The 26,682-nt window shown below is 50.5% G+C and carries 24 protein-coding genes and 1 pseudogene; all 25 read right to left on the bottom strand.

What is annotated here, in order from left to right; translation table 11 throughout:
* Positions 1-11 precede the first annotated feature (11 nt).
* Positions 12-686: a 4Fe-4S dicluster domain-containing protein gene (locus FND36_05635; GenBank protein QDW73567.1), complete on the bottom strand. Its 675-nt coding sequence runs from the start codon at positions 684-686 to the stop codon at positions 12-14.
* 166 nt (positions 687-852) lie between these two features.
* The gene (locus FND36_05630) at positions 853-1,707 is read right to left on the bottom strand and encodes a hydrogenase (GenBank protein ID QDW73566.1); all 855 of its coding nucleotides are present in this window, start codon (positions 1,705-1,707) and stop codon (positions 853-855) included.
* A 5-nt stretch (positions 1,708-1,712) separates the two neighbouring features.
* Positions 1,713-2,759: a 4Fe-4S ferredoxin gene (locus FND36_05625; protein QDW73565.1), complete on the bottom strand. Its 1,047-nt coding sequence runs from the start codon at positions 2,757-2,759 to the stop codon at positions 1,713-1,715.
* A 3-nt stretch (positions 2,760-2,762) separates the two neighbouring features.
* Positions 2,763-3,737, bottom strand: a complete 975-nt coding sequence (locus FND36_05620) for a 4Fe-4S ferredoxin (protein ID QDW73564.1) — start codon at positions 3,735-3,737, stop codon at positions 2,763-2,765.
* Complete coding sequence (locus FND36_05615) at positions 3,725-4,168, bottom strand: hydrogenase iron-sulfur subunit (protein ID QDW73563.1); 444 nt, start codon at positions 4,166-4,168, stop codon at positions 3,725-3,727. The genes FND36_05620 and FND36_05615 overlap by 13 nt, the downstream gene beginning before the upstream one ends.
* Positions 4,159-6,147: a CoB--CoM heterodisulfide reductase iron-sulfur subunit A family protein gene (locus tag FND36_05610; GenBank protein QDW73562.1), complete on the bottom strand. Its 1,989-nt coding sequence runs from the start codon at positions 6,145-6,147 to the stop codon at positions 4,159-4,161. The genes FND36_05615 and FND36_05610 overlap by 10 nt, the downstream gene beginning before the upstream one ends.
* Positions 6,148-6,153: 6 nt before the next feature.
* Positions 6,154-6,543 carry a 4Fe-4S dicluster domain-containing protein gene (locus FND36_05605; GenBank protein QDW73561.1) on the bottom strand — a complete coding sequence of 130 codons (390 nt, stop codon included), beginning with the start codon at positions 6,541-6,543 and terminating at the stop codon, positions 6,154-6,156.
* Positions 6,540-7,343, bottom strand: a complete 804-nt coding sequence (locus FND36_05600; GenBank protein QDW73560.1) for a disulfide reductase — start codon at positions 7,341-7,343, stop codon at positions 6,540-6,542. Before FND36_05600 ends, FND36_05605 begins: the two co-directional genes overlap by 4 nt.
* Before the next feature lie 24 nt (positions 7,344-7,367).
* Entirely contained in the window at positions 7,368-8,312 is a 945-nt protein-coding gene (locus FND36_05595) for an L-lactate dehydrogenase (protein QDW73559.1), read from the bottom strand.
* A 226-nt stretch (positions 8,313-8,538) separates the two neighbouring features.
* Positions 8,539-9,413: pseudogene (gene lgt, locus FND36_05590) on the bottom strand (prolipoprotein diacylglyceryl transferase).
* A 190-nt stretch (positions 9,414-9,603) separates the two neighbouring features.
* The gene (gene ychF, locus FND36_05585) at positions 9,604-10,704 is read right to left on the bottom strand and encodes a redox-regulated ATPase YchF (protein QDW73558.1); all 1,101 of its coding nucleotides are present in this window, start codon (positions 10,702-10,704) and stop codon (positions 9,604-9,606) included.
* A gap of 61 nt (positions 10,705-10,765) precedes the next feature.
* A complete protein-coding gene (locus FND36_05580) occupies positions 10,766-11,425 on the bottom strand; it encodes a thiamine diphosphokinase (GenBank protein QDW73557.1) in 660 nt (219 codons plus the stop codon).
* On the bottom strand, positions 11,418-12,080 hold the full coding sequence (gene rpe, locus FND36_05575) for a ribulose-phosphate 3-epimerase (protein ID QDW73556.1): 663 nt from the start codon (positions 12,078-12,080) through the stop codon (positions 11,418-11,420). Before rpe ends, FND36_05580 begins: the two co-directional genes overlap by 8 nt.
* A 4-nt stretch (positions 12,081-12,084) precedes the next feature.
* The gene (gene rsgA, locus FND36_05570) at positions 12,085-12,963 is read right to left on the bottom strand and encodes a ribosome small subunit-dependent GTPase A (protein ID QDW73555.1); all 879 of its coding nucleotides are present in this window, start codon (positions 12,961-12,963) and stop codon (positions 12,085-12,087) included.
* Positions 12,964-12,993: 30 nt separating this feature from the next.
* A complete protein-coding gene (gene pknB, locus FND36_05565; protein QDW73554.1) occupies positions 12,994-15,069 on the bottom strand; it encodes a Stk1 family PASTA domain-containing Ser/Thr kinase in 2,076 nt (691 codons plus the stop codon).
* Positions 15,063-15,806 (bottom strand): Stp1/IreP family PP2C-type Ser/Thr phosphatase, encoded by a 744-nt coding sequence (locus FND36_05560; GenBank protein QDW73553.1) that lies wholly within the window; start codon positions 15,804-15,806, stop codon positions 15,063-15,065. Before FND36_05560 ends, pknB begins: the two co-directional genes overlap by 7 nt.
* The gene (gene rlmN / locus FND36_05555; protein QDW73552.1) at positions 15,807-16,853 is read right to left on the bottom strand and encodes a 23S rRNA (adenine(2503)-C(2))-methyltransferase RlmN; all 1,047 of its coding nucleotides are present in this window, start codon (positions 16,851-16,853) and stop codon (positions 15,807-15,809) included.
* A complete protein-coding gene (gene rsmB / locus FND36_05550; GenBank protein QDW73551.1) occupies positions 16,846-18,159 on the bottom strand; it encodes a 16S rRNA (cytosine(967)-C(5))-methyltransferase RsmB in 1,314 nt (437 codons plus the stop codon). The genes rlmN and rsmB overlap by 8 nt, the downstream gene beginning before the upstream one ends.
* Positions 18,160-18,186: 27 nt before the next feature.
* The gene (locus tag FND36_05545) at positions 18,187-18,888 is read right to left on the bottom strand and encodes a zinc metallopeptidase (GenBank protein QDW73550.1); all 702 of its coding nucleotides are present in this window, start codon (positions 18,886-18,888) and stop codon (positions 18,187-18,189) included.
* Positions 18,889-19,004: 116 nt separating this feature from the next.
* Positions 19,005-19,934 carry a methionyl-tRNA formyltransferase gene (locus FND36_05540; GenBank protein ID QDW73549.1) on the bottom strand — a complete coding sequence of 310 codons (930 nt, stop codon included), beginning with the start codon at positions 19,932-19,934 and terminating at the stop codon, positions 19,005-19,007.
* Entirely contained in the window at positions 19,935-20,411 is a 477-nt protein-coding gene (gene def / locus FND36_05535; protein QDW73548.1) for a peptide deformylase, read from the bottom strand.
* Positions 20,412-20,439: 28 nt separating this feature from the next.
* A complete protein-coding gene (gene priA, locus FND36_05530; GenBank protein QDW73547.1) occupies positions 20,440-22,668 on the bottom strand; it encodes a primosomal protein N' in 2,229 nt (742 codons plus the stop codon).
* Positions 22,658-24,133 carry a UDP-N-acetylmuramoyl-L-alanyl-D-glutamate--2,6-diaminopimelate ligase gene (locus FND36_05525; protein QDW73546.1) on the bottom strand — a complete coding sequence of 492 codons (1,476 nt, stop codon included), beginning with the start codon at positions 24,131-24,133 and terminating at the stop codon, positions 22,658-22,660. Before FND36_05525 ends, priA begins: the two co-directional genes overlap by 11 nt.
* An 85-nt stretch (positions 24,134-24,218) precedes the next feature.
* Entirely contained in the window at positions 24,219-25,079 is an 861-nt protein-coding gene (locus FND36_05520; GenBank protein ID QDW73545.1) for a YitT family protein, read from the bottom strand.
* Positions 25,080-25,186: 107 nt separating this feature from the next.
* Positions 25,187-26,659, bottom strand: coding sequence for an aminoacyl-histidine dipeptidase (locus tag FND36_05515; GenBank protein QDW75544.1), 1,473 nt, complete (start codon positions 26,657-26,659; stop codon positions 25,187-25,189).
* Positions 26,660-26,682: the final 23 nt, after the last annotated feature.

Below are 26,682 nucleotides of genomic sequence, written 5' to 3'. Positions count from 1 at the left end.
GGTCGTCCCTCCTATTTCTCAATCTCTCTTGTGTTATAAAGCTCCTGCATCTCTTCGATCGGCTTTTCCATGATCTGTTCGATCAGGCTGTCATAGGCTCCCTCGTGGATCTCCTCCACCCGCTTCTTGAGATGCTCCGCTTCCGGCGCGATGTATTTTCCTGTCAGTCTTCTTGCCAGAACGCCTACCATCGGATGGGAGATTCCAGCCGGACACCGGACAGAACAGCATCCGCAGCCGATACAGTCAAAGGATTCCTCCGCGCATTTCTCAAATTCCCCACGCTGGGCGTAAGCGATATACTGCATCACATTCAGATCCTGCGGACAGGCTTTCGTACAGGCATTGCAGCCAATACAGCTGTAGATCTCCGGATACAGTTCCATCATCACCCGCTGCTCCGGGCGGATCTCATCAATCTCATAGGTCCGCTTGTCTGTAGGGAAATAAGGAATACTGGCCACGTACATGCCTTCCTCCACCTGGGTCTGGCAGGACAGGCCGGTCTTCAGCTCATTCTTCCCCTTGATCCTATAGATCGTGGCACAGGCGCCGCAGAATCCGTGGCGGCATCCGCAGCCTCTCTTCAAGGTGTACCCGGCGTACTCCATCGCTGTCATGATGGTCAGGTCAGCGGGTACGGTGTATTTCTTTCCGAAAAAATATACATTTACCATCTTTTCCATGAGTGTTTGTTCCTTTCCTGGTGCAGCGCACCAAACTTCTGTCACTTCTGTCCACCCAACCTCGATTCCGCTTACGCTCCGTCTCGGTTAAGTTTCACATGTCTATAAAGCTGGCCCATTTCCCTCGCAGCGCCATCTGAAGCCGCCCGGACACTGCGTTAGTACTTTAGTATTCATCCGGCATTTCATCTACTTCATCGCAGCGGAACACAGGGCCGTCTTTGCACACATATTTTGATCCGATATTGCATCTTCCGCATTTCCCAACGCCGCACTTCATCCGCAGTTCCAGGGTGGTATACACCTGTTCTTTGGAAAAACCAAGTTCTTCCAGGCCCGCCAGCGTAAACTTGATCATGATCGGAGGACCGCACACCAAAGCCGTCTTATTCACGTCAAATCCAAGCTCTTTCACATAGTTGGGCACGAATCCCACATGGCCGTCCCATCCTTCTTCCTCCCGGTCAATAGTCAGGTAGACATTTACGCCTTCTTTTTTCATCCATACTTCCTGGATCTCTTTCAGCTGGACCAGATCCTCGGCGGAACGGGATCCGTAGACAATATCCACGCTGCCGTACTTCTCCCGGTTATCCAGCACATAATTGATCACGGAACGCAGAGGCGCAAGTCCGATCCCTCCGGCGATAAACAGAAGATTCTTGCCCAACAGCTTATCTTCTACCGGGAAATGATTGCCGTAAGGTCCCCGGACTGTGATCTCGTCTCCCACTTCCAGACTGTGGAGGTAGTCTGTCAGCATCCCGCATTTCTTGATGCTGAACTCCTGATACTCCTGGTTAGTCGGAGAAGATGTGATGGAGAACATGCCCTCGCTGATCCCAGGCGCGCATAACATGGCGCATTGGCCCGGCATATGTTCAAATAATTTGCCTCCCTCCGGCGCGTTGACCCGGAAGGTCTTTACATCCGGCGTTTCCTCCCGGATATCTGTAATGACCCCCACCTTGGGGATCAAGGTGTCTAACTCATAATTTTTATGACAGGTACATTCACACATGCCTCTTACGCCTCCTCTTCCTGAAATGCTTTCACAACCTTTACGATGTTCAAGGCTGCCGGACATTTCTCCACGCATCGGCCGCAGCCTACGCAGGAGTACATCCCGTCATTATTGGCCGGAAAATACACCAGCTTGTGCATAAACCGCTGGCGGAACCGCTCTTTCTGAGTGGTCCGGTTATTTCCGTGAGCCATCATGGTAAAATCCGAATACATGCAGGAATCCCAGCAGCGGTATCTCTGCACGCCATGTCCGGTATCATAATCTTTGATGTCATAACACTGGCAGGTGGGGCAGACAAAGGTGCAGGTCCCGCAGGCCAGGCAGGGTTTATACAGCTCTTCCCACAAAGGAGACTCAAATTTCTCCATCAGCACGTCCCCATTCCAGCCTTCCAGCGAAAGATGGGAATAAGGAAGTTTATCAATGATATTCCGGATCTTCTGCTGTTCTTCTTCCACCTGGGCTTTGGCTTTCGTTTCTTCCGCTCCTTCCAGCTTCTCCAGAAGATCCGCCGCCAGATCCGTCAGAGCCTCTCCCTTTTCCGTCTCCGGCTTCCAGTACAGGGTATCCCCGGTCATCCAGGTCACCACATCTGCCGTGGGATCCGCCGCGTCAATGCCAAACACCTTGCAGAAGCAGGTCTCTTCCGGTTCCCGGCAGGCCATAGCTACGATCGTCCCATGGTCTCTCCTGGCCGCGTAAAAGGTATCGATGGGATCCGATAAAAATACCCGGTCCAGCACTTCTACTCCCTTGATATCGCAGGCTTTCATGCCAAACACCACAAAATCCTGTTCTTTTAACGCCTCCGGCTCTACCGTGATCTTCTTTCCATTCCGGATACAGGTGTATAGGTTCTCACTCTGGGGAAAGAACACGTCTTTTGGGGACTTTACGCTTTTCAGCGTCTCCAGGTCCACCTGCCCTTCCTCGCTCCAAGGGCCGAAATTCACCTGTCCCGCGCTTTTTAACGGCAGGTACAATTCCTGGGCCGCGGCGATCTTCTGAAATAAGGAGGGTAAATTTTCTTTCTTGATCTTGTACATACGCTATCTCCTTTCCGCCACGATTCCAGGCTCTGCATCGTCAAATTGGTAACTGGTCAGGGGGCCTTTTTCCTCAAGATCGGCGCCCGCCTGGTATTCTCCGTAGAGTTCATCGATATCTTTGATAAACTTCCGGTTAAACAAATGAAGGGGAATCCCCTGGGGACATACTCTGCTGCATTCTCCGCAGTCTGTACATCTTCCCGCCACATGGAAAGCCCGGATGATGTGGAACATCTTTTCCTCAAAAGAATCCACGTTGGCTTTCTGGGCGCTGTCAAATTTATTGCTGTCAAAGACACATTTGCGGCAGCTGCAGGCCGGGCAGACATTCCGGCAGGCGTTGCACCGGATACATTTGCTAAGCTCCTTCTGGAAGAAGGCGAATTTCTCTTCCGGGCTCATGGCCTCGATCTTCTCCACCTCCGCGAAACGGTCTCCGTCTGTAGTCTCTTTGGACTCTCCTATGATCTCATCATAGATCATATGGTCCTTGCCTTTACAGACGTGACACCGCTCCAGCATAGCCTCCTGATAGGTACAGGTCTTCTCCCCGTAAAGGGTCTGGATCGTCAGGTCTTTTGCCTCATCTTCAAGCTCTGCTCCCTGGATGTCCTGGATTCCTTTGATTCCCATCCCGCGGATCTTCTCAATGTCCAGTTTCCCTTTACAGCCCACACCGATGATATAGGCTTTCTCCCGGTCTACCCGGTGCTCCTTCATAAGCTGCTGGAAACTGTAAGTATCGCAAGGCTTTAAACACACCAGAGTCTTTCCCTCCAGCTTGGACGCCTCGATCATATATTTACTTAGATTCGCTCCGCAGAATCCATTGTATACAAAATCCGCAAAGTCTTCTTCCTTCTCAAAATAAGCTGGTTCTGGATTATAAGGCAGGTCGCCGGCTTTCCATCCCAGCACTCTGGCCACTTGCCCGTCTGCCAGAAGTTCTTTCGCGCGGTTTATTAACTCCTGCATCTCAAATCCTCCAATCTTACGTTTTTCCCAAGAGACTGAATCTTCTCTACAAATTCATGCATGGTCTGGGAGAATTTCACTCCTTCCGCCGCAGATACCCACTCCACGCGAGTCCGTCCGCTTTCCACGCCGATATAATCCAGCATGGAGAACAACAGCGTCATCCTTCTCCTTGCGTAATAGTTTCCGGAGGTATAGTGACAGTCTCCCGGATGACACCCGCAGATGATCACTCCATCCGCTCCCCGCTCAAAAGCCCTTAAGATAAACATGGGATTCACACGGCAGGAACAGGGAACCCGGATGATCTTCACATCGGCGGAATAAGACAGACGGCTGCTTCCTGCTAAGTCCGCGCCTGCGTAACTGCACCAGTTGCAGCAGAACGCCACGATCTTCGGTCTAAATTCTTCTTTTGCTTCTATCGACATATCGCATCCACCTCCGCTAGAATCTGTCTATTTGAGAATCCCTGCAGGTCCATAGCGCCAGACGGACAGGTAACGGTACAAGCGCCGCAGCCCTGGCAGAGCGCGTCGTTGACCACCGCCAGTCTCCTTACCTCCCGGATTCCATGATCGTTCACCTCTTTTTCTTCGTAGGTGATGGCTCCATAGGGGCATACATTCGCGCACTGGGAACAGCCGTTGCACAGCAATTCATCGGAATGTGCCGTACATGGGTTGGTCAAAAGCTTATCTTTGGCCAGAAGCCCGATGGCTTTCACCGCCGCCGCTCCTGCCTGGGATACCGTCTCAGGAATGTCCTTTGGCCCCTGGCATACGCCGGAAAGGAAAACACCCGCTGTGGGAGATTCCACCGGACGGAGTTTTGCGTGGGCTTCCGTCAGGAAATTATTGGTATCAATACTTGCCGTCAGCATGGTAGCGATCTTCCGTACGTCTGGATTTGGCTCAATGGCCGCCGCCAGCACTACCATATCTGCTTCTTTTAGGATCTGTTTATTATCCAGCAGGTCCGCTCCCTGTACCAAGAGTTTCCCATCCGGCTGCGGAATGACTTTTCCCACCTGGCCTTTGATATAATCTACCCCGTATTCTTCCACTGCCCGGCGATAGAACTCGTCAAAGTTCTTGCCTGGGGTCCGCACATCAATGTAGAATACGGTCACATGGACATCCGGGTATTTGTCCCGGATCAGCATAGCGTGCTTTGCCGTATACATACAGCAGATCTTAGAGCAGTAGCTCTTTCCTCTGTGGTCCGCGCACCGGCTTCCTACGCACTGGACAAATACGATCTCCTTGGGTGCCTTTCCATCGGAAAGCCGCTCCAGATGGCCTCCTGTTGGGCCCGCCGCGTTCATGATCCGCTCCAGCTCCAGGGATGTGATCACGTCTTTGCTCTGGCTGTAAGCGTACTCGTCATAATCATCCAGCTTGATCATATCGAATCCGGTGGCCACTACAATAGCGCCGTACTTCTCTGTAATGATCTCGTCTTCCTGTTCATAGTCGATAGCGCCGGCCTGGCACACCTTGGAGCAGACGCCGCATTTCCCCGTCTTAAATTTGATGCAGGCCTCCCGGTCGATCACCGGGACATTGGGAATGGCCTGGGCAAACGGCGTATAAATGGCGCTGCGGTTGTTCAGGCCCCGGTTAAACTCGCTGGGCGTCTTTTTGCTTGGACATTTCTCCTGGCATACCCCGCATCCGGTACACTTGGACATATCCACACTTCTCGCCTTCTTGCGGATATCCACCGTGAAATCTCCCACAAATCCGGATACTTTCTCTACTTCGCTGTATGTATAGATATTGATATTGGGATGTGCGTTTGCCTCTACCATCTTCGGCGTCAGGATACAGGCGGAACAGTCCAGGGTGGGGAAGGTCTTGTCAAGCTGGGACATCCTTCCTCCGATGCTGGGGGTTTTCTCCACAATATCTACCGGATATCCCGCATCCGCAATGTCCAAAGCAGTCTGGATCCCCGCGATCCCGCCTCCGATCACCAGAGCCCGTTTGGTCACCCGGCTCTCCCCTGGTTTCAGCGGAGTGTTTAAGTTTACTTTCGCTACCGCCGCCCGCATAAGGATCACCGCTTTTTCCGTAGCCTCTTCCATATCCTTGTGGATCCAGGAACAGTGCTCCCGGATATTGGCGATCTCTACCATATAGGGATTTAACCCTGCTCTTTCCGCCGCGTTCCGGAAGGTGGTCTCGTGCATCCTGGGAGAACAGGAACAAACTACGATGCCGCTTAAGTTCTTCTCCTGGATCGCCTCCCGGATCTTCTCCTGACCGGCCTCTGAACACATATATTGATAATCCTCCGCATGAACCACGCCCGGCTCATGGAGGGCCATTTCTACTACTTTCTTTACGTCTACCGTTGCCGCGATATTGGTACCGCAATGACAGACGAATACTCCGATCCTAAGCACCTTCTATCACCTCCTGTATCTTCTGAACGCGCTGACTAAGAGCTGCTGCGGGGTTTCCGGATCTAACAGTTCCGGGATTTCATCCGGGGTCAGGTAGTCCCCGCCTTTTTCCCGTTCTACGATCTGTCTTGCCGCATCGATCAGCTTGCCCGGTTTTACATCCCTGGGACACCGCTGCACGCAGGCAAAGCAGGAAAGACATTTCCACAAAGACCTAGACTGCACCAGTGACTCGATATCTTCATTGATCACATAAGAAACAAACTGATGAGGCTTGATATCCATCTCGTTATAGGACGGACAGGTAGCGGAGCATTTGCCGCATTTCATACATTTCAGCGGATTCACGCCGCTGATCTCCTGGATCAGCTCTGCTTGTTTTTTCTGGTCTTTCACTGCTTTTTCACCTCGTCTTTCACTCCCAGGGCCTCTGCCAGAAGTTCTGTAAAATAATAAACCGGCAGATCCTCTTCCAGATTTTTATTCAGATTATACATACAGAGAGGACAGGCGGTGATCAGCATATCCGCGCCGAATCCTTCCGCGCTGTCCCCAATCTTTCTGCACATCTCTTTTGCCATATCTTTTTCTTTCAGCGATATGTAACCGCCGCAGCACTCATTCCTGTATGGATAGATTACCGGCTCTGCTCCGATCGCCCGTATAAAATCTTCCATGATCTTAGGATTCTCCGGATCGTCAAATGCCAGGATCTTTCCCGGTCTCAAAAGCAGACATCCGTAATAAGCGCCGATCTTCTTTCCTTCCAGTGGATGCACCACCTTTTCTTTCAGAACGTCAAATCCAATCTCGTCCCGGAGCACCTCCAGGAAATGCAGGACTTTCGTCTCACCCTGATAGGGTTCTGCCAGTTCTCCCGCCATATAGTTGTTGGCCTTGGTGCGGATCTCTTCTACGTTGCGCATATCATCGTTGACTCTCTTGATCACATGATGACAGGCGGAACATAAAGTGACCAGATCCTGGCCTTTTTCTTTCGCGTCGTTTAGCGCCCGGACGGAAGCAAGCTTCGTTGCGATCTCATCTGTCCCCAGGGGATACACGCCGCCGCAGCACTGCCATTCCTTGATCTCCTCCAGCTCAAATCCCAGAGCCTGGGCGGAAGCTCTGGCATAAGAATCCAGAGCCTCCGCTTTATTTTTCAAGGTACAGCCGGGATAATAACTGTATCTCATATTGGTTCCTCCTTATCCCTCTTCTTAGATCTCAATCTGAGCGATCACATCTTTTAATACATTTGCGCTGTTCCGAAGCTTTTCCACCTCTTCGTCCGTCAGCCGCACCGGTATCCTGCCCTGTACTCCTTTAGGCCCTACCAGAGTCAATGTACTTAAGGCCACATCTTCAATCCCGTATTCTCCGTGCATCATACTGGAAACGGTAGTTACAGAATCCGAAGCGGCGAGCACAAGATTACAAAGCTCACAGACCGCTACTGAAACAGCATAGAACGTTGCTCCCTTTTTAGCGATCACCTGTCCGCCAGACTTATGCACATATTCTTCCATAGCGTCTTTATCCAATTTTTCTATGCCTACCTTGTCGGCCATCGCCTCATAGTACGCATCCAGATTCATACTGGCAATGTCCGCGCTGGACCACGGAACAAAAGAAGAATCCCCATGTTCCCCATACACATACGCATGGATATTCTTCTGAGCCACATGAAAATGTTCAGACAGGCCATAACGCAGCCTGGCCGTATCCAAAACAGTTCCAGAACCAATGATCTGGTTCTCTGGGAGACCCGAAATCTTGGTAAACACATAGGTCAGAATATCTACGGGGTTGCTGACAATAATATAGATCGCGTTAGGCGCCGCTTTCACGATCTGAGGCGTGATCTGTTTGATGATATTCACATTAGTCTGGGTAAGCTCGATCCTGGTCTGTCCAGGTTTCCTCGCAATACCAGATGTGATGATCACAATATCAGATCCGACCGCGTCTTCATATTCTCCCGCAATGATAGATACCGGATTACGGAAGCAGGTCCCCTGCTTGATGTCCATGACCTCACCCTCGACCTTGTCCTTATTAATGTCGATCAGGACGATCTCAGATGCGATATCTTCCCCTGACAGCTTATAAGCTATCGTAGCTCCAACACTTCCTGCGCCAATAATCGTAATCTTGCTGCTCATAGTTCACCTATTCCTTTCTTCTGTTAAATTTTTCACTATACTAGGAATGATATCATATCGTTAATTATTTGACAAGATAATTTACAGACATTTTTCAAAATTTTTGTCTTGATCTTTTTTATTCTTTTTCCATATAAACAGACAAAAAAAAGACTCTCTTGCAATCCCTTCCATTTTAAACCGTCTGGGTCTCACAAGATCGTCTCTTTTTTAATTTTTTATAAAATTAGTATCGGCCGGACGCGTACTCTTCTTTCACTCTCTTCCTCTTCCACACAATCAATCCCAGCGCCGCCAAAGCCGTCACTCCCGCCAGAATCTGAGAGACCGCGAGGCTGGTCCCCGGAATCAGGAGCTGGTCTGTCCGAAGACCTTCGATCCAGAATCTTCCGATCCCGTATCCCATCAGATAGATCAAGAAGACTTCTCCGTCAAACTTCTTATATCTCCGGTAAATCAGCATTACAGCCAATACCATCACACACCAAAGGGATTCGTAGAGAAACGTTGGATGGGCCTGGATATAGGCGACTCCGTCAACGTTCTCAATATGTTCCCGCATAAGCTTTGAAATATCACTTCCCCGGACCGCATCTATCGGCAGCCTCATGGCCAGCAGACCATCCGTATACTCTCCGAAGGCTTCCCGATTGAAGAAATTCCCCCAGCGGCCGATCGCTTGTCCCGCCGCAAGTCCAAGGCCCGCCGTATCAAAGATCAACGGCGCGGACAGTCCTTTCACTTTAGCAAACACAAGCACCGTAAGAACCGCCGCGATGATCCCGCCATAGATGGCAAGACCTCCTTCCCGGATCTGGAAAATACTCTTCCAATCATCTTTATAGATGTCCCAGGAAAAGATAACATAATAAAGCCTGGCTCCAATGATCGAGAAAATAACCGCAAAGATGGAAAGATCATAGTAGTCTTCTGGATTCTGTTCCGTACGTTTCGCTTCCCGGACCGTTAAAAAAAGCCTGCCAGAATTCCGCAGGCAATGAGGATACCGTAAAAAGTGATATCAAACCCAAATAAAGTAATGTGGTCTCCAACTGAGGACAGGTGAATTCCAAGGTTTGGGAAATCAATTGACTTGTGCATGACGCTCCTTTCTTCTCCACAGTTCAGACGCGCCTGCATACATACTCGCAAAACACGCCCCTTACGGGGCTCTACTGCGGCTTCCGCCGCTGTTTTGCTCATATGCTGGCGCTCACTCCATGCGCAAGCCTGGCCGGGATCTCATGCAAGCATGGATTCCCTCCCAAACTTGCCCATGGCTGAACTGTTGTTATACATTAAACCGGAACAGCATGATGTCTCCGTCCTGGACCACGTAGTCTTTTCCTTCCAGGCGGATCAATCCTTTTTCTTTGGCCGCGTTGTGGCTTCCGCAGGCGATCAGATCATCGTAGGATACCACTTCCGCACGGATAAATCCACGCTCAAAATCGGTGTGGATCTTACCTGCCGCCTGAGGCGCTTTCGTCCCTTTTGTAATGGTCCATGCCCTAACTTCCGGTTCCCCGGCTGTCAGATAACTGATCAGGCCCAAGATATGGTAGCTTGCTTTGATCAGCTTTTCAAGACCAGACTCCTCTAATCCCAGATCTTCCAGGAACATTTTCTTTTCATCATCGTCCAGCTCCGCGATCTCCTGCTCGATCTGGGCACAGACTACAAATACTTCGCTGTTTTCTTCCTTTGCGTGTTCCCGCACTGCCTGTACCCCGGCATTTCCGGCTCCATCGTCAGCCAGATCATCTTCCGCCACATTAGCCGCGTAGATCACCGGCTTATAAGTTAAGAGATTATAGCTCTTAAGCCATTCCTCTTCTTCCTCATCCTGGGCGCCGTCAAAGATCTTGGCCAGTTTTCCCTCTTCCAGATGAGCCTTGATCTTCTCTAAGAGAGCCAGCTCTTTGGCCGCGGTCTTATCATTTCTGGCCACTTTTGCCGTCTTAGCGATCCTCCTCTCCAGGATCTCCAGATCAGAGAAGATCAATTCCAGATTAATGGTCTCAATATCTCTCAAAGGATTGATGCTTCCATCCACATGAACAATATTGCTGTCTTCAAAACAGCGGACTACATGGACGATAGCATCTACTTCCCGGATATTGGCCAGAAACTGGTTTCCAAGGCCTTCTCCTTTGGAAGCCCCTTTCACCAATCCCGCAATATCTACGAATTCAATAGCGGCCGGGATGATCTTCTTGGTATGATACATCTCTCCTAATACGTTCAGCCTTTCATCCGGCACCGTCACCACTCCCACATTAGGGTCGATGGTACAGAAGGGATAATTGGCTGACTCTGCTCCCGCCTTGGTCAGCGAATTAAATAACGTGCTCTTTCCTACATTCGGCAAACCTACAATTCCAAGTTTCATCTATCGTTACTCTCCTTTGTTATATTTTCCCAGACAAACACCGGGCTTGCGGTCAGCCTGTCTATTTCAGATCCCTTGTCTCCATCAGGATCACAACTCCGTCCGGCGCCGAGATGGTTACCTCATCTTCTTCAAACTGATTGCTGACACACAGACTATCATAAGGGGTCAGTATATGATCTGTCAAAGGATATTTTGCCCCCTTGATATTAAACCCATAAATCTTCTCGCCCAATGGAAACACAGAGAAATACGGCCCATAAGCCTCCGATCTCTTCAGCGTGATCTCACCATGGAACAGCTGGATCTGGTTCTGCTCATCCAGAATCTTCGTTTCAATCCCTGCTTTCAATGGGATCATAAGGGACTGGACATTTGCCCACAGATGATCGATCCTGCCTCCGGTGGCGCCCAGGATCAAAAGTTCCTTGCAGCCAAGCGTAACAGCCAGCCGGATCGCGATCTCGGTATCCGACGCGTCTTTTACCGGATTATACTCCCGGATGGGCACATCCGTCTGATTGCGGTAGTAATCCCCGATCTCTTCGCTCACACTGTCGAAATCCCCTACAATATAGCTGGGCATGATCTGATGCCGGTAAAGGAATTCCATCCCTTTGTCCACTCCGATAATATAGCCGCTTTCTTCCTCTCCAAGGATTGACAGCACAAACTCTTCGTTTAGTTTTCCCCCGCTTACGATTACAATTCTCTTACTCATAACTGTTCAATATCTCCATAAATGCCTTGGTGTTGTCTCCAGGATCGCCTTTAAATACCGCTGAGCCTGCTACAATGATATTAGCTCCCGCATCCAGGACGTCCCTCACATTCGTCAGATAGATCCCTCCATCCACCTGGATGTCTACCTTAAGGTTTCTCTCTTCGATCATGTTCCGTGCCCTGCGGATCTTATCCAGAGATTCTGGTATGAATTTCTGGCCTCCAAATCCCGGATGCACACTCATGACCAGCAGCATCTCAATGCTGGAAAGGAATGGCTCCGCCTGGTCTACATCTGTCTCCGGACAAATAGAGAGTCCCGCTTTCATGCCGCAGTCATGGATTCTCTCCAAAGTCTCCCTAACATCCCGGCATGCTTCCAGATGGACTGTCACAATGTGGGCGCCCGCTTCCTGAAACGCTTCCACATATCGGATTGGCTCCTGCACCATTAAATGAGCGTCCATTACCTGGTCTGTGGCATTGTGTATAGACTTCAGCACTGGCATCCCAAAAGAAATACTGGGTACAAACATGCCGTCCATCACGTCGAAATGCAGATAACGGGCTCCATTTTCTTCTGTGGCCTTCATCTGTTCTCCAAGCGCCTTGAAATCTGCCGACAAGATCGACGGCGACAAAATATACTCCATAGCCTTAGTACCTCCTCCTGTCCTTTAATTCCTGATATATGTCCTGATAATCCGCGTAGCGGACTGGATGGATCTTCCCTTGTTCTACCGCCTCTTTTACCGCGCAGTCCGGCTCATGGATATGGTCGCATCCCTGGAAGCGGCACTGGCCTTCAAAATCGCGAAATTCCGGAAAATAATATTTCAGATCTTCTTTCTCCAGCTCAGGAAGATATAAAGAGCTAAATCCCGGTGTATCCATGATATAAGAGTCCTCATTGATAGGAAACAGCTCTGCGTGCCGCGTGGTGTGTCTCCCTCTTGCAATCTTGCGGCTGACCGCTCCTGTCTCCATTTTTGCCTCCGGCTGTAGAAGGTTGATAAGAGAAGACTTTCCCACCCCGGAGGGCCCGGCGATCACCGTCGTCTTTCCCCTTAACAGCTCCATCACCTGATCAATGTTGCTCTTTTCTTTCACACTGATAAAAAGGCAGGGATACCCGCAGCTTTCATAAACTTCCCGCAGCTTATCGATTTCCTCTTCTTTCCCGATATCTTCTTTATTAAAACACAGTACGGCGGGAATCTCCTGGATCTCCATCATGACCAGAAAACGGTCCAGCAGATGGAAATGAGGACTTGGCTTAGCCACGGCAAATACCACCAGCGCCTGATCTACGTTGGCGGACGCCGGACGGATCAATTCATTCTTCCGAGGAAGGATCTCAGTAATATTCCCAGATTTTTCTTCCTCATCCAGAATCTCTATCTCCACATCATCCCCCACCAGAGGTTTGATCTTCTCCTTCCGGAAGATTCCTTTTGCTTTACATTCATAAACACCGGATTCTACTACATCCACGTAGTAGAATCCGGCAATTCCCTTTATGATCTTTCCCTGCATACCTTTCCGCTGTCCTTATATTGTATCATCTTACTGCTCGCCTTCTCCGCCGTCTCCGCTATCGGAAGATTCTTCCGGGCCAAGACTCAGAACATAGGTTACTGTACTTCCTTTCGATAAACTTCCAGATCCGGGACTCTGAGAGATGATCATGCCAGCGGCGTAATTATTGCTGTACTCTTCTCCCTGTTTTCTTGCGTTTATTCCATTCTCATCTGCCCACTCCAACAGGGACTCCTCATACTGTCCCGCAAAATTCCGCACAGATACCTTTTCTTCCGGTTTTGGTCCGTTGCTGACCACCAGATCGATGGAGGTTCCTTTTGATACCTTCTCGCCGCCTCCGATGCTCTGGGAGATTACCAGTCCTTTGCTGACACTGTCGTCATACTGATAGGTTACTTTGCCAATGGTAAGCCCCGCATTCTTGAGGGTGCTCTGGGCCGTGGAGTCTTTCTCGCCTTTTACATTGGGAACTGAGATCTTCTCTTCACCTCTGCTGACCTGCATGATGATCTCAGTATCCTTGCCCACTTTGGAACCTGCCGCCGGAGTCGTCTTGATAACTTCGCCCTCAGCATAATCGCTGCTGTAGATAAATTCTGAAGTTCCTACCGTCAGGCCTTCCCCTTCCAGTGTCTTCTGGGCGCTTTCCTCGTCCATTCCGGAGACATCCGGAACGGTGATCTCTTCTCCTACTAACTTCGAGCTTACCACAACTTCTACCGTTGTGTTCTTCTCTACCCGTTCTCCCTCTTCTGGATTCTGTTCACAGACAAGTCCTTTTTCATATTTTTCCGATTCCTCATAAGTAACTGTAATTCCAAGGCCCTTTTTATTCAAAGCTTCTTTTGCCTCTTCCTCTGTCATACCCACAACATCAGGGACTTTCACTTTGCTTTCTGACTCTTCCGCTGTGATTCCAGGCCCCCAGGTCTTAAAGATTCCTGCCGCCCGGCCGATGGCAAAGATAATAATGAAGACAATGATCACAGCCACAACGATCATCAAGATCTTCATGACTTTATTCATCCTTGGATTTACTTCCTCGCTGCCTTTGCGTCCTTTGCCGTAATCGTCTTCTTCTCCGTATTCGTCTAAACTATACTCGTCTTCCCCGTATTCGTCGTCTCCGTATTCGTCGTCTTCCCCATATTCATCTGCATCGTATTCGTCTTCATCATACTCGTCCTCATCGTAATTGCTTCGGATATCATCCAATTCTTCATCCGTGATGATAACCGTATCCGCATTTCTAAGAGGCGGGATGATAACAAAATCTCCCTCCGGGTCTACCAGGGAACGTTTGAGATCCCGGATCAGATCGTCTGTATTTTTATATCTTCTCTCCGCATTCTTCTGGGTACATTTCAAGATAATCTGTTCCAGACTGTATGGAATGTCTGGAACCAGCTCCGATGGAGGCGTGATCTCCTCCTGAAGGTGCTTAATAGCCACGGATACCGTAGAATCCCCATCAAAAGGCACTTCTCCTGTCGCCATTTCAAAAAGTGTGATACCGATGGAATAAATATCGCTTTTGGCATCACTGAATCCGCCTCTGGCCTGTTCCGGGGAGGTATAGTGGACCGACCCCATAGCGTTCGAGCTGATGGTGTTGGAATTCACAGATTTGGCAATTCCAAAATCAGTTACCTTTACCTTTCCATCTTTCGAGATGATCACATTCTGGGGCTTGATATCCCTATGGATGATTCCGGCGGCATGAGCCGCTCCGATACCGGTACACATCTGGATCGCGATGCTGATCACCTCTTTGTGGGATAACCGGCCTTTTCTCTCAATATATTCTTTCAGGGTAATGCCTTCTACCAGTTCCATGACCATGTAGTACAATCCCCTGTCCTCTCCCACATCATATACGTTTACAATATTGGGATTCATAAGTCCGGCCGCGGACTGTGCCTCAGATCTGAATTTCCTTACGAAATCTTCGTCTTCCCGGTATTCTTTCTTCAGCACCTTGATGGCTACATAACGGTTCAGCTTCGTGTCCTTCCCCTTATAGACGTCCGCCATCCCCCCCGCGCCGATCTTACTTAACACCTCATATCTTTTTCCAAGAAAAATCCCGTCTTTTACCATATACTCACCTCATCTGCCAGCGGTTCCGCCATAACAACCCCGATGTTATCTCTCCCGCCATTGCTGTTTGCTTTCTCGATCAACATAAGCACCGCCTCCACAATATCTCTGGCGCCCTTAACAATGTCAAACATATCTTCATCTTCTACCATATTGCTGAGTCCATCGGTACACATTAAGATAATGTCGCCTTTCTTCAGCCGGTATTCGTAAATATCGGCTTCCACGTCTTCTTTCACGCCAATGGCTCTTGTGATAATATTCTTATCTGGATGATTCTTCGCCTCTTCTGCCTTGATGCCGCCCAGTCTCACCATTTCCTCTACCAGGGAATGATCCTTGGATATCTGGCGGATCTTTTCATTGATCAGATAGAGCCGGCTGTCTCCTACGTTGGCAAAATAGAGCGTATTTCCAATGACCGTTCCCGCTACCAGGGTTGTCCCCATCCCTTCCAGTTTTACGTCTGAATGGGCCGCTTTGATCAGTTCATGGTTTGCCTTCGTAACAACACCTCGCAGAATTTCTTCCGGTTTGTCCAGTGAGGTATTCTCTAATTCTTCTCTTAAGATTTTAACCGTGTATTTGGAAGCGAAATCCCCCGCTTTATGTCCGCCCATTCCATCGGCGACCACAAGAAGATTCGGGAATGGCCCAATGGGTTTATCCGTCACATATACATAATCCTGATTGATTTCCCGCTTTCTTCCCACATCGGTTTTTGCGTATAATTTCATCTAGCTCTCCTTCTGACCGGCTTGGTACCGTCTCCTCAACTGGCCGCAGGCCCCGTCGATATCGGAGCCTCTTTCCCTTCTTATAGTAACATTTATTCCGTTTTTTTCAAGTTTATTTTTAAATTCCTGGGCATTTTTCCCATCCGGGCGCTGAAAATCTCTCTCTTTGATGGGATTCACCGGAATCAGATTCAAATGGCAGTTTCTTGGCTTTAAAATCCTGGTCAATTCCCGGATATCAGACTCTGTGTCATTGACCCCTTTTACCAAACTGTATTCAAAAGTAATCCTCCGTCCCGTTTTCGCGAAATACTCGTCACAGGCTTCCAGCACTTCAGAAAGCTGGTATTTCTTCGCCACAGGCATAAGCTTCTGACGCTTTTCCTGGGTGGACCCGTGTAGGGACAAAGCCAGAGTGATCTGAAGCCCTTCCTCTGCCAGACGGTGGATCCCCGGAACGATGCCGCAGGTGGACGCGGTAATATTGCGCTGGCTGATATGCAGGCCGTTCGGGTCTGCGGCCATATGGATAAATTTGACAAAATTCTCATAATTATCCAGCGGCTCTCCTGTTCCCATCACCACAATATTGGAGACTCTTTCCCCGGTGATCTTCTGGATCTGGTAAATCTGGCGCAGCATCTCAGAGGGAGTCAGATTCCTCTCCAGGCCCCCGATGGTGGATGCGCAGAACCGGCATCCCATCCTACAGCCTGCCTGGGATGAGATACAGACAGAATTCCCATAATTATATTTCATCAGCACGCTCTCGATCCGGTTTCCGTCTTTCAGTTCAAACAAGAATTTCTCTGTAGGATCCTTCTGGGAAATCTGGCGGGCCACAAGATCCATCCTGCGGATCTCATAAAGATCACTCAGCCTTTCCCTCAGATCTTTGGAAAGGTTGGTCATCTCCTGGAAATCACCGGCTAATTTCTCATGAAGCCAGGCATAGATCTGCCTGGCCCGGAAAGGCTTCTCTCCCAGGCTTTGTATTTCCTTTGTCAATTCCTCCAAGTCATAGGAGACAATATCTTTCTTATCCATGGCTCTTCCTCTGCAATACCGCAATATAGAATCCGTCTCCCCCATCGATTCCAGGCAGCATCTGCTTGGCCTTCTTCAACTGGAAATCCGGATGGTTCAAGAGAAACCAAGCGGTGTTTTCTTCATTTTCTTCTCTATGTATGGTGCAGGTACTGTAGACCAGGGTGCCGCCGGGCTTCACGTAAGCCTCCACCGTGGAAAGGATCTTTCTTTGAAGTTTCGCAAGCTCTTCCTGCTTCTTAGGCGTCATTTTGTATTTCAGATCCGGCTTCTTTCCCAGCACTCCAAGACCGGAGCAGGGCAGATCTGCCATTACAATGTCCGCTTTTCCTTCCGCCTCCCGGTCAAATACAGTAGCATCCCACTTGACTGCCCGGATATTTGCAAGACCGGTCCGTTCTATATTTTCCTCTAAAAGTCCGATTTTGTAGTCTGTCAGATCCCTTGCCTCCACACTCCCTGTCCCACGCAGCATTTCCGCCAGGTGGATGGCTTTTCCGCCCGGCGCCGCGCACACATCGATGATGTGATCGCCTTCTTTTGGTTCCGCCCACAGAACCGCCTGCATAGAACTGATATCCTGCACATAGAACAGCCCCTGCCGGAAGCTTTCCAGTCCGGCCACATGGTCGTACCCGGTCAGATAGAGCGCGCAGGGAACAAAAGGATCCGCTTCTGCCCGGACGCCTTCCTGTTTCAGACGTTGGATCAGCTCTTCCCGGGTGATCTGGTTTATATTGCAGCGGACGCAAAGAGGCCTTTCTTCCAGAAACGCCTTTCCCATGCGCTCTGCCGTCTCCATTCCATACTCTCCGAGCCACTGTTCAGAAAGCCAGCTGGGCAGTGAATAGCGGACAGAAAGATAGCCTTCCGGATCTGTTTCCCTGGACGGATAGGCTACAGAGTCAATCTTGCGGCTTATACTGCGCAGGACTCCGTTCACAAACCCTTTAAGTCCGGCAAATCCTTTTCGCCCCGCCAGTTTCACGGCCTCGTTGCATACAGCGCTGTTTGGGACCTTGTCCATATATTTGATCTGATAGACGCTGCTCCTTAAGATCGCCCGGATCACCGGTTTCATTTTGTTGACTTTCACGTTGGAAAAATGATTGATGATATGATCAATCTCGATCATGCGCTCAAGCGTGCCGTTTACCACCCTGGTGATAAACGCACGCTCTTTTTTATCCAGATACTGATATTTGTCCAGAACTTGCTTTAACGCGATATGACTGTATTCCCCGTCTCTGGTGATCAATAGCAGAGTGTCGAGGATCAGTTCTCTGCTGTCTTCCCCTCTTCTCATTGTCTCCCCTGTCCTCCGTCTGTTTTTCTAATCCCTTCTGCTGTTTGCCAGCAGGATGATACGCAGAAGCTGCAGGATCGAAGCCGCCGCTCCCGCCACATAAGTAAGCGCAGCCGCGGACAGGACCTTTCTGGTATCCCGAAGCTCGTCTTCATAGAGAAGGCCGGTGCTTCCCAGGACACGGACTGCCCGATTGGAAGCATCAAATTCTACTGGAAGAGTCACGATCTGGAACAGGACTGCCAGAGAAAACGCAATGATTCCAAGATTCAAAAACAACAAAGAGGACTCCCCGGTAAATAAAAGGCCAATAATGATCAGCGGCCAGGCGATGGTACTCCCCAGGTTCGCGATCGGCACCAGGGCTCCCCGGAACCTAAGCGGCGCATACCCTATAGCGTGCTGGACCGCATGGCCGCACTCATGGGCCGCCACTCCGATCGCCGCTACGGACTGAGAATTATAAGTCGCATCCGACAGACGCAGCGTCTTGGTCCGCGGATCATAGTGATCCGTCAGATTCCCTGACACATGTTCCACCCGCACATCATAGATTCCCGCGCTTCTGAGCACATATTCCGCCGCTTCCCTTCCCGTCATGCCGGAACGGCTGCGCACACGGGAATATCGATTAAACGTAGATCTCATCTTGGCCGAAGCGGCAAGACATATAATAACACCAATGATCACCAGTACATACGTAGGGTCAAAATACATTGGAAAATACATATTGATTCCTCCTTATCAGGCAGTTTTCTTTTGTATAGTATATATGAAAACCACTCAGAAAAACTGAAATTCATGAATTTTTAATAAAAATATAATTCCCAGTTCAGCCATTCTCCCTATCCCAGCTTCGTTCCGGTCTCGATCGGATACCCCCGCAGGAAGGCGGCCGCATCCATCCGTTTTTTCCCTGGGATCTGAAGCGCTGTTACCTTTAATTGTCCTTCCCCGGTTTCCACCAGGAATCCATCTTTTTCTACCATTACTACCGTGCCTGGTTCCGCTTTGCTTTCGCCTTCCTGGACTTTAGCCTCCCAGATCTTCATTACTTTGCCGTTCCAGCCTGTATAGGCGCTGGGCCATGGATTCAATCCCCGGATCAGCCGCTCGATCTCCTTAGCCGAACGGGTCCAGCAGATCTCTCCCATTTCCTTCTTCAGCATGGAGGCGTAGGCGGTAGGACTATCTCCCTGCTTCTCTGGGATAACTGTTCCCGCCTTCAGTCCATCCAGCGTCTCCACACAAAGTTTCGCTCCTGCCTGGGCCAGTTTATCATGAAGGCTTCCGCCTGTCTCATCCGCCTCCAGCGGCACCTCTGTTTTCAGCAGCATATCACCCGTATCCAGCCCCTCGTCCATCTGCATGGTGGTCACTCCGGATACCTTCTCTCCGTTTAACACTGCCCACTGGATCGGAGCCGCCCCCCGATAGCTGGGCAGCAGAGAGGCATGTACGTTGATGCAGCCATAAGGCGTCATTTCCAGGATTTCTTTTGGCAGGATCTGGCCAAAGGCTACCACCACGATCACATCTGCCTGGTATTTCCGAAGTTCTTCTATATTCTCTTTCTCCCGGACTCTGCGCGGCTGGAACACAGGGATCCCGTATTGCAGAGCCTTCTCCTTAACGGGAGGGAACTGCATCTTCCCGCCTCTGCCTTTGGGTTTATCCGGCTGGGTTACCGCAAGGACCACCTGATGTCCCGCCTGGATCAGCGCTTCCAGCGTCCCAACCGAGAATTCCGGAGTTCCCATAAATATCACTTTCATTTATTCCTCTGCCTCCTCTGCCTGTACGTCATGGAGGTCTCCTTCCACCAGCTCCACATACATATGGCCGTCCAGATGGTCGATCTCGTGACAGAACGCCCGCGCAAGAAGCCCTTCGCCTTCTAACTCAATCTCTTCCATATCTTCATTCAGAGCTTTTACCTTCACATAGTTAGGACGGGTCACCGTACCTGCTTTTCCCGGAAGGCTTAAGCATCCTTCTTCGCCAGTCTGTTCTCCGGAGGTTTCCAGGATCTCCGGATTGATCAGCACGATCGGCCCTTCTCCCACGTCAATCACCACGATCCTCTTCAGGATTCCCACCTGAGGCGCCGCAAGTCCGACCCCCATAGCTTCGTACATGGTATCCAGCATATCGCCGATCAGAATCTTCGTCCGAAGATTTACCTTTGTTACTTCTTTGCACTGTTTTGTCAGCACCTCATCTCCAAGTTCACGGATTTTACGTATTGCCATATTTTCCCTCTCCTTTGATCCTAGTTTGTCAAAATGTATGCATCGGGTTGAAATCAAACTGTATCCGTATCGTCTGAAATCCCCGGTTGATCTCTATATACTGCTCCAGCAGATTCTTAGCATGGGTCAGCGCCCGATAGTCCTCGCTTTTGATATATAAGACGCGCCGGTATAGATCTCCTACCTTTCCCACATAGGGACTTGCCGGCCCAATGACCTGAAGCTGCTTCGCCTTATCAAGACGCAGCGTAAATTCTTTGAGATAATCTGCCGCCAGTTCCAGATGTTCTTCCTCTTTCCCCGTCATCAGCACCGCCAGAAGCTGGCTGCATGGAGGATATCCCATCAGGCTGCGGTAGTTCATTTCCTGCTCATAGAAACCTTCATAATCCTGGCGGGCCGCCATCTCAATACTGTAATGCTGGGGGCTGTAGGTCTGGATCACCACTTCTCCCGGCTCCTCACCCCTTCCGGCTCTCCCCGCCGCCTGAGTCAGAAGCTGGAAGGTCCTCTCTCCCGCCTGGTAATCGTCCGCGTACAAAGACAGGTCCGCCGCCAATATTCCAACCAGCGTCACCCCTGGAAAATCATGCCCCTTAACGATCATCTGGGTGCCGATCAAAATATCTGCTTCCCGGTTGGCAAAAGCCGACAAGATCTTTTCATGGCCCCCTTTTTCCCTGGTAGTATCCAGATCCATCCGCAGGACTCCCGCTCCAGGGAATTCCCTCCGCACCAGTTCTTCAATCTGCTGGGTTCCCGCTTTAAATCCGCCAATATAAGGAGATCCGCAGGACGGACAGCGTTCCCTGGCCGGTTCTTCATGGCCGCAGTAATGGCACACCAGCCGTCCTCCCCTGTGAAGGGACAAAGACACATCACAGTGGGGACACTTCACCACATAGCCGCAGGCTCTGCAGGAAACGAAACCCGCATATCCCCTCCGGTTCATAAACAGCATCGTCTGCTGCCCTTTCTGAAGCCTCTCCTTCATCAGCTCCTTTAACCGGTCGCTTAAGATAGAGCGGTTTCCTTTCTTCAATTCTTCCCGCATATCTGTCACGTATACTTTGGGAAGGCTCTGGCCTGCCGCCCTGCTTTCCAGTCTCAGCAGCTGGTAGTCTCCCCGCTTACACCGGTAGAACGCCTCCAGAGAAGGCGTGGCAGAACCCAGCACCAGGCTGGCTCCCTCCATCTTGGCCCGCCTCTGGGCCGTCTCCCTGGCATGATACCTTGGCACCTGCTCGCTTTTATAAGTGCCTTCATGTTCCTCATCGATCACGATCAGTCCCAGATTGGAAAAGGGGGTGAAAAGAGCGGACCGGGGTCCGATCATCACATCTACCTCTCCCCGTTTCACCCGTTCCATCTGGTCATAGCGTTCCCCGGGGGATAAGCGGGAATTCAGGATTGACACCCGCTCCCCGAATCTTCCGTAAAAGCGCAGGACCGTCTGGTATGTAAGGGCGATTTCCGGGATCAGGACAATGGCCTGCTTTCCTTCCTTAAGAACTGTCCCGATCATCTCCATATAGACTTCTGTCTTCCCGCTTCCCGTGACTCCATAGAGCAGATACGTCTTCCGGAGTCCTTTTTCATAATCTGTCCGGAAGGTCTGCGCCGCCTCTCTTTGCTCCTTGGTATATTCCAGAGATTGTACTTCCTGCTTTCCGCCTCTTACCGGATTGCGGAATACCTGCTCGCTTTTCACCCGAAGCACTCCCTGCTCTTCCAAAGCGCGGATCACCTGGGCTGTCACGTGAAGTTTCTTTGTGATCAGCTCATAAGGCTGTCTGGGCTGTTCTAACAGCCCGGCCAGCAGCCTGGCTCTTGCCCGCTGGTTTTTCTTAAGGTAAAGATCCAGCTTTTCTTTCCCTTCTTCTTTGGTAAGCGCAAGTTCTACCGTCCGCCAGTTTTTGCTGTTTTCCTTTTTCTTTACAGGCAGCACGGTTTTCAATGCCTGTATCATAGTGCCGCCGTAGTTTTCCTTCATCCAGGCGGCCAGCGCCACTAATTTTGATTCAATAGCTGTTTTCCCTTCCGCTTTTCCGATGATCTCTTTGATCTTCTCAGGGTCATAATCCGTCTCTTTTGAGAATCCAATAATATACCCGGAGATCTCCCTGTCATTTCTTCCGAAAGGGACTGCCACTTCCATCCCCACTTCCAGGTCATCTTCCAGCTCCCTGGGAATCCGGTACTGAAAGATCTTATCCAGCCTTTCGTGGGTAATATCTATGATAATATCAGCGTACATGTTCCTCCTTCAGTTCTTCCAGCACTTCCCGGATCAGCACCCGCTCATCCATATCATATTTGACCCCTTCGATCTCCTGATAAGTCTCGTGGCCTTTCCCTGCCAGGATGATCACGTCCCCTGGCTGGCCGTTCTGGATCGCGTACTTGATGGCCTCTTTCCGGTCACAGATAGAAACGTATTTCCCATCCGTCTTCTTGATCCCCGTAATGATATCATCAATGATGGCCTGCGGCTCCTCGAATCTAGGGTTATCTGAAGTAATGATCGTAAAATCTGACAGTCTTCCTGCTACCTCTCCCATCTCGTAGCGGCGGGTCCTGGACCGGTTGCCGCCGCAGCCAAACACCGTTACGATCCGGCCCGGCTCATAATCCCGCAGAGTATGGAGCAGGCTCTCCAAGCTCATCGCGTTATGGGCGTAATCGATCATCAAAGTAAAATCATCTGATACCTTGACCATCTCAATGCGTCCCTTCACCTTGGCAACTTTCAGCGCTTTTTGGATCTTCTCCGCCGGCACGTCAAAATGCCTGCACACAGCGATCGCTGTCAGGGAATTATAAACGCTGAACTCTCCCGGGATATCGATCTCCACGTCGAAATCCATCAGCCCGGCCACATGGTACTTTACGCCCAGATATCCCGGCCTTGAAACATGTTCCACATCTACGGCCCGAAGATCCGCTTCCTTTGAAAATCCAAACGTCTCTGTCTGGCAGGTGGCGTTTCGGAACACATCCGCAAACCACTGATCATCCACATTGCCGATGCCAATCCTGCACTGCTGGAACAGAAGGCCCTTGCAGCGCTTATAGTCCTCGAAATCCTTATGTTCATTGGGGCCGATATGGTCTTCTCCCAGATTGGTAAAGATCCCGATCTCAAATGGGATCCCTGCCGTCCGGTGGAGCATGAGTCCCTGGGAGGACACTTCCATCACCACGCTGTCACAGCCTGCTTCCACCATCTGGGCAAAATATTTCTGGATCGTATAGGACTCCGGCGTCGTATTGCTGGCCGGGATCGCCTTGTCTCCGATCAGCGCCTCGATCGTCCCGATCAGTCCGACTTTATGCCCTACTTCTTCCAGGATCGATTTGATCATATAAGTCGTTGTTGTCTTCCCTTTTGTTCCTGTAATCCCGATCACCTTCAGCTTTTCCGCAGGATATCCGAAATACGCGGCAGACATAAGGGCCAGAGCATACCGGGTATCTTCCACCCGGATCACCGTCATTCCTTCCGGCGCCTCTACCTCCTTCTCTGCCACCACTGCGGCAGCTCCCTTTTCCGCTACTTCCTGTACATAAACATGGCCGTCCGCAACGGCCCCGCTGATACATACGAATACACTGCCCTCAGATACCTTCCGGGAATCGTTAATCAGTTCTCCCACGTCGATCTGATCGCTTCCCTGTACCACTCTATATTCCAAACGTTCCAACAGCTTCGTCAGCTTCATATTTACAGCCTCCTATTTTATCTGATTCTAAATTATTATAGCATTATTTAGACACAGAGCAAAGGCTAATTTGTACCAGACTCTCTTACGCTTTTCCCTGGAACCCTTCTCCCACCACTTCATTGGATTCCAAAATGATCGTAAACGCCTCCGGATCCATCTGATGGGCCGCTTTCTTGATGGCATGGACCTCTTTGCTTCCGCAGGCGCATACGACCACTTTCTTTTTTCTGCCGGAGTAGGCGCCGGTTCCTTCCAGGATCGTAGTCCCCCGTTCAAACTCCCTGCCGATCCGGCCTGCCATACGCCGGCCTTGTTCTGTCACGATCAGCGCCAGCCGGCCCTGTCCGCTTCCATATAAGACCCGGTTAATGACGCTTGCCAAAAGCCAGGTCGCGATCACTCCATAGATCAGCCCGTCCATATCCCGAAAGACCAGCACGCCTCCCAGGAGGATGATCACCCCGTCCTGGATAAAAGTGATGGTCCCAAGGGCCAGATGAGGCTTCACCTTCCGGATCGACAGACTGATAAAATCCTGTCCTCCTGTGGAAGACCCCCGCAGAAAGATGAGGGCATATCCGGCGCCGCACAGCACCCCGGCGCAAAGCGCCGCCAGAAGTCTGTCTCCTGTATAGACCGGAAAAAGAGGCGCCGCGTAATCCGTCAGCGCCGATACGACCAAGGTAGATTTTACCGACTTCAGAAAAAATTCTTTCCCCAAAAACCGATAACAGAAAACCGCCGCCGGTATGTTGAGGAGGATGATCCCAGCTCCTACCGGAAATCCCGTCAAATGGTACAGGATCACCGCAATGCCAGTGAAACCGGCCACCGGGAAATCCGCCTGCAGGGCGAAGTTATAAAGGCCTGCGGCGATCAGTGTCCCTGCCGCCGCATCCGCCAGAAGGTCTTTCAAAAATTCTCTTTTTCTTTCTTTTTTCATCCGTCTTCCCTCCATTTCCGCGGGCTACCAGAGAAAAAGGCCGCGGATCATATAGAACTATGATTCGCAGCCTTTTGCTGATCTATGAGTCCAGGATCAAAAATTTATCAATCCAATTCTTTTAGCAGGGCTTTCAGATACTCCCAGGTCTGGGCGATCGATTCCTTGGAGGCCCGCTCCTTGGTGGTATGCACGTTGGAAAGATCCGGTCCAAGGGAAAGGATGTCAAGCTCCGGCTTCTTATAATGCCAGTATCCACATTCCAGTCCCGCATGGATTGCCTCCAGTTTCGCCGGTTTCCCAAACATCTTTTCATAAAGCGCGCATGCCTTGTCCCGCAGCGGCGATACTTCCTCATACTGCCATCCGGGATAGTCATTTTCAAACGCCAGATCATCACAGTACTGTTCCGCCAGGACGTAGAGCTGGTCTTTCAGGAAATATTTCCTGGAGTCCACAGAACTTCTTGCCGCCAGAAGAAGCCGTAATACCTCTCCCTCTTCTTCCTGCAGGGATCCCGCGTTGATGGACGTCTCCACCAGCCCTTCCATAGTATGGGAACGGCTGATCACACCGCAGGGCAGGAGCATAAGGGCACGTATGATCCGATGCTCCAGCTCCTGGCTGTAAATGCTCTCTCCCACAAATACTTCCACCTGGGATACAGTGATCTCTATGGTATCTGTCCCTTTCAGTTCCTCCCGGAAGATCCGCTCCATCTCCCGGATCTTCTCCATTACTTTCTCCGCATCTCCTGGGCTTACATACAAAACCGCCTGGGCCCAGGATGGGATCGCGTTGGCTTTCCCTGGAATATCTAAATGTCCCAGCCGCCACTCTCCGATTTCTTCTAATTGATAGAGCAATCTGCCTGTCAATTGTATGGCGCTGGCTCTTCCACGGTCGATATCCAGCCCGGAGTGACCGCCTTTCAGTCCGCCGATCTCGACAGACAACCCTTTCCATCCGGCAGGAATGTGCTCCCGCTCCAGCTTCCAATACAGGCTGCTCCTTAAGGCTCCCGCGCAGCTCACATAGAAGACTCCCTGTTCTTCCGCATCCAGATTCAGAAAATATTTTCCTCTCAGATCTGAAATGTCCAGCCGTGACGCGCCCGCAAGGCCCACCTCTTCTTCCGCCGTAAAAATGAACTCCAGATCAGGATGAGGAATGTCCCCGCTGTCCATCAAAGCCATGCAAAACGCCATCCCGATCCCGTTGTCCGCGCCCAGGGAAGTTCCGTCCGCATACAGTTCCTTTTCATCCTCCAATACCTGGATCCCATTCTGATATTCATGCTTACTATTCTTGTCCTTTACGTATACCATATCCAGGTGTCCCTGCAGGATCACCGGATCTGCATCCGTCCTCTGACAGGCCGGTTTTTTGATCACCAGGCTTCCGTCCTTCTCCTGGCGCACCCATAATCCCCGGTCTTTGGCAAAGGCTTTCAGGTGATCGCTGACTGCCTGCTCATCTCCGGAAGCTCTGGGGATCGCAGAGATCTCTTTGAAATACTCGAATACTTTTTCCACGCTCATACTACGTACCTCCTGCTTCTTCGTATTTCTTTGTCTCATCATAACACAGAATTCCTGACGGT

This window comes from Lachnospiraceae bacterium KGMB03038 (assembly GCA_007361935.1).
Classification (GTDB): Bacteria; Bacillota; Clostridia; order Lachnospirales; family Lachnospiraceae; genus Massilistercora.
The sequence above is the reverse complement of the archived record's forward strand: the minus strand, read 5'-3'. Positions and strand labels throughout refer to the sequence as shown.

Bases quoted from the DNA above. Each gene is read 5' to 3' on its own strand.
- FND36_05560 (QDW73553.1), bottom strand. From the start codon at position 15,806: ATGAAATTATACGCAAAAACCGATGTGGGAAGAAAGCGGGAAATCAAT.
- priA (QDW73547.1), bottom strand. From the start codon at position 22,668: ATGTACGCTGATATTATCATAGATATTACCCACGAAAGGCTGGATAAG.
- ychF (QDW73558.1), bottom strand. From the start codon at position 10,704: ATGAAACTTGGAATTGTAGGTTTGCCGAATGTAGGAAAGAGCACGTTA.
- FND36_05520 (QDW73545.1), bottom strand. From the start codon at position 25,079: ATGAAAAAAGAAAGAAAAAGAGAATTTTTGAAAGACCTTCTGGCGGAT.
- rpe (QDW73556.1), bottom strand. From the start codon at position 12,080: ATGGAGTATATTTTGTCGCCGTCGATCTTGTCGGCAGATTTCAAGGCG.
- FND36_05620 (QDW73564.1), bottom strand. From the start codon at position 3,737: ATGCAGGAGTTAATAAACCGCGCGAAAGAACTTCTGGCAGACGGGCAA.
- FND36_05615 (QDW73563.1), bottom strand. From the start codon at position 4,168: ATGTCGATAGAAGCAAAAGAAGAATTTAGACCGAAGATCGTGGCGTTC.
- rlmN (QDW73552.1), bottom strand. From the start codon at position 16,853: ATGGATAAGAAAGATATTGTCTCCTATGACTTGGAGGAATTGACAAAG.
- FND36_05580 (QDW73557.1), bottom strand. From the start codon at position 11,425: ATGAGTAAGAGAATTGTAATCGTAAGCGGGGGAAAACTAAACGAAGAG.
- rsmB (QDW73551.1), bottom strand. From the start codon at position 18,159: ATGAGAAGAGGGGAAGACAGCAGAGAACTGATCCTCGACACTCTGCTA.
- FND36_05625 (QDW73565.1), bottom strand. From the start codon at position 2,759: ATGTACAAGATCAAGAAAGAAAATTTACCCTCCTTATTTCAGAAGATC.
- FND36_05630 (QDW73566.1), bottom strand. From the start codon at position 1,707: ATGTGTGAATGTACCTGTCATAAAAATTATGAGTTAGACACCTTGATC.
- rsgA (QDW73555.1), bottom strand. From the start codon at position 12,963: ATGCAGGGAAAGATCATAAAGGGAATTGCCGGATTCTACTACGTGGAT.
- FND36_05600 (QDW73560.1), bottom strand. From the start codon at position 7,343: ATGAGATACAGTTATTATCCCGGCTGTACCTTGAAAAATAAAGCGGAG.
- FND36_05515 (QDW75544.1), bottom strand. From the start codon at position 26,659: ATGAGACAAAGAAATACGAAGAAGCAGGAGGTACGTAGTATGAGCGTG.
- def (QDW73548.1), bottom strand. From the start codon at position 20,411: ATGGCAATACGTAAAATCCGTGAACTTGGAGATGAGGTGCTGACAAAA.
- FND36_05540 (QDW73549.1), bottom strand. From the start codon at position 19,934: ATGAAAGTGATATTTATGGGAACTCCGGAATTCTCGGTTGGGACGCTG.
- FND36_05525 (QDW73546.1), bottom strand. From the start codon at position 24,133: ATGAAGCTGACGAAGCTGTTGGAACGTTTGGAATATAGAGTGGTACAG.
- FND36_05595 (QDW73559.1), bottom strand. From the start codon at position 8,312: ATGAGCAGCAAGATTACGATTATTGGCGCAGGAAGTGTTGGAGCTACG.
- FND36_05635 (QDW73567.1), bottom strand. From the start codon at position 686: ATGGAAAAGATGGTAAATGTATATTTTTTCGGAAAGAAATACACCGTA.
- pknB (QDW73554.1), bottom strand. From the start codon at position 15,069: ATGGTAAAAGACGGGATTTTTCTTGGAAAAAGATATGAGGTGTTAAGT.
- FND36_05545 (QDW73550.1), bottom strand. From the start codon at position 18,888: ATGTATTTTCCAATGTATTTTGACCCTACGTATGTACTGGTGATCATT.